2 protein-coding genes and 1 pseudogene are annotated in these 983 nt (G+C 59.4%); all 3 read left to right on the forward strand.

Annotated features, from left to right (window positions below; translation table 11 throughout):
• Positions 1–225: pseudogene (locus B2J89_RS21115) on the forward strand (flagellar cap protein FliD); the annotation flags it as partial.
• Positions 226–293: 68 nt separating this feature from the next.
• Positions 294–746, forward strand: a complete 453-nt coding sequence (fliS, locus tag B2J89_RS21120) for a flagellar export chaperone FliS (RefSeq protein WP_169170805.1) — start codon at positions 294–296, stop codon at positions 744–746.
• A 3-nt stretch (positions 747–749) separates the two neighbouring features.
• The coding region (locus B2J89_RS21125; protein WP_169170806.1) for a flagellar protein FliT at positions 750–983 on the forward strand (234 nt) is incomplete at its 3' end.

Here is a 983-nt window from a genome sequence, read left to right on the forward strand (position 1 = left end):
GGCCTGCTCGCGACGGAAGGTTTCTTTGCCAGCAAGGACAAACTGCTCAAGAACTCGCTCAAGCTCAATGCCAAGGAGATTGAGCGCGTCAATGACCGGGCAGACCGTATGGAAGCCAGCCTGAAGGCGCGTTACACAGCCCTGGATACCCAGATGAGTACGCTGAATGCACTCAACGCCTATATTTCCCAGCAAGTCACCACCTGGAACAGGTCCCGCGAGTGAGTCATGAGGTCTTTAGTTTTTTGCCTGTTGGCCGATAACTAAGGTATTCCACTGCAAGGATTGTCAGCATGTTCAGCACCCACAGCCCCCGTGCAGCCTCTGCCTATCAGCGCATCAACGTTGAAACCAGCATGCACACGATAGACCAGCACCAGCTGGTCAGTCTGCTGCTGCAGGGCGTCATTTCCTCGATTGCCGCAGCGCGTGGCGCCCTTGCGCGCGGTGACGTGGTGGCCAAGTGCAGTGCGGTGGCCAAGGCGCTTCGCATCATCGAGGAAGGGCTCAACACTGCCCTGGACCGTGTGGACGGCGGCGAGCTGGCCGAAAACCTGGGCGCTTTGTACGACTACTGCGTGCACCGCCTCATTCAGGCCAATGCACGCAACGACGATGCCATGCTGCTGGAAGTGCAGCGGCTCATCGAGCCGGTCGCACAGGCCTGGGGCGAGATCAAAAAAACCGGAGCTGCCCCGGCAGCTGAATTCACCGCTTCGGCCCGGCCTGTGCTGCAGGAGGCCTGAACCATGTCCCATATGCTGATCGATTACTACAAAGCCATTGAAGACAGCAGCCGCAAGATGCTTGAGGCCGCCCAGGCCAAGGATTGGGATGGCGTGGTGCGCCATGAAGGTGCCTGCGCGGTGCTGATCGAGCAGCTGCGTTTCCAATCGCAAGAGCAGGAACTGCTGCCCGAGCACCGCAAGGAAAAGACCGTGATCATGCAGCGCATCCTGCGCAACGACGCCCAGATCCGCTGC

This window comes from Acidovorax sp. SRB_24, assembly GCF_012931925.1.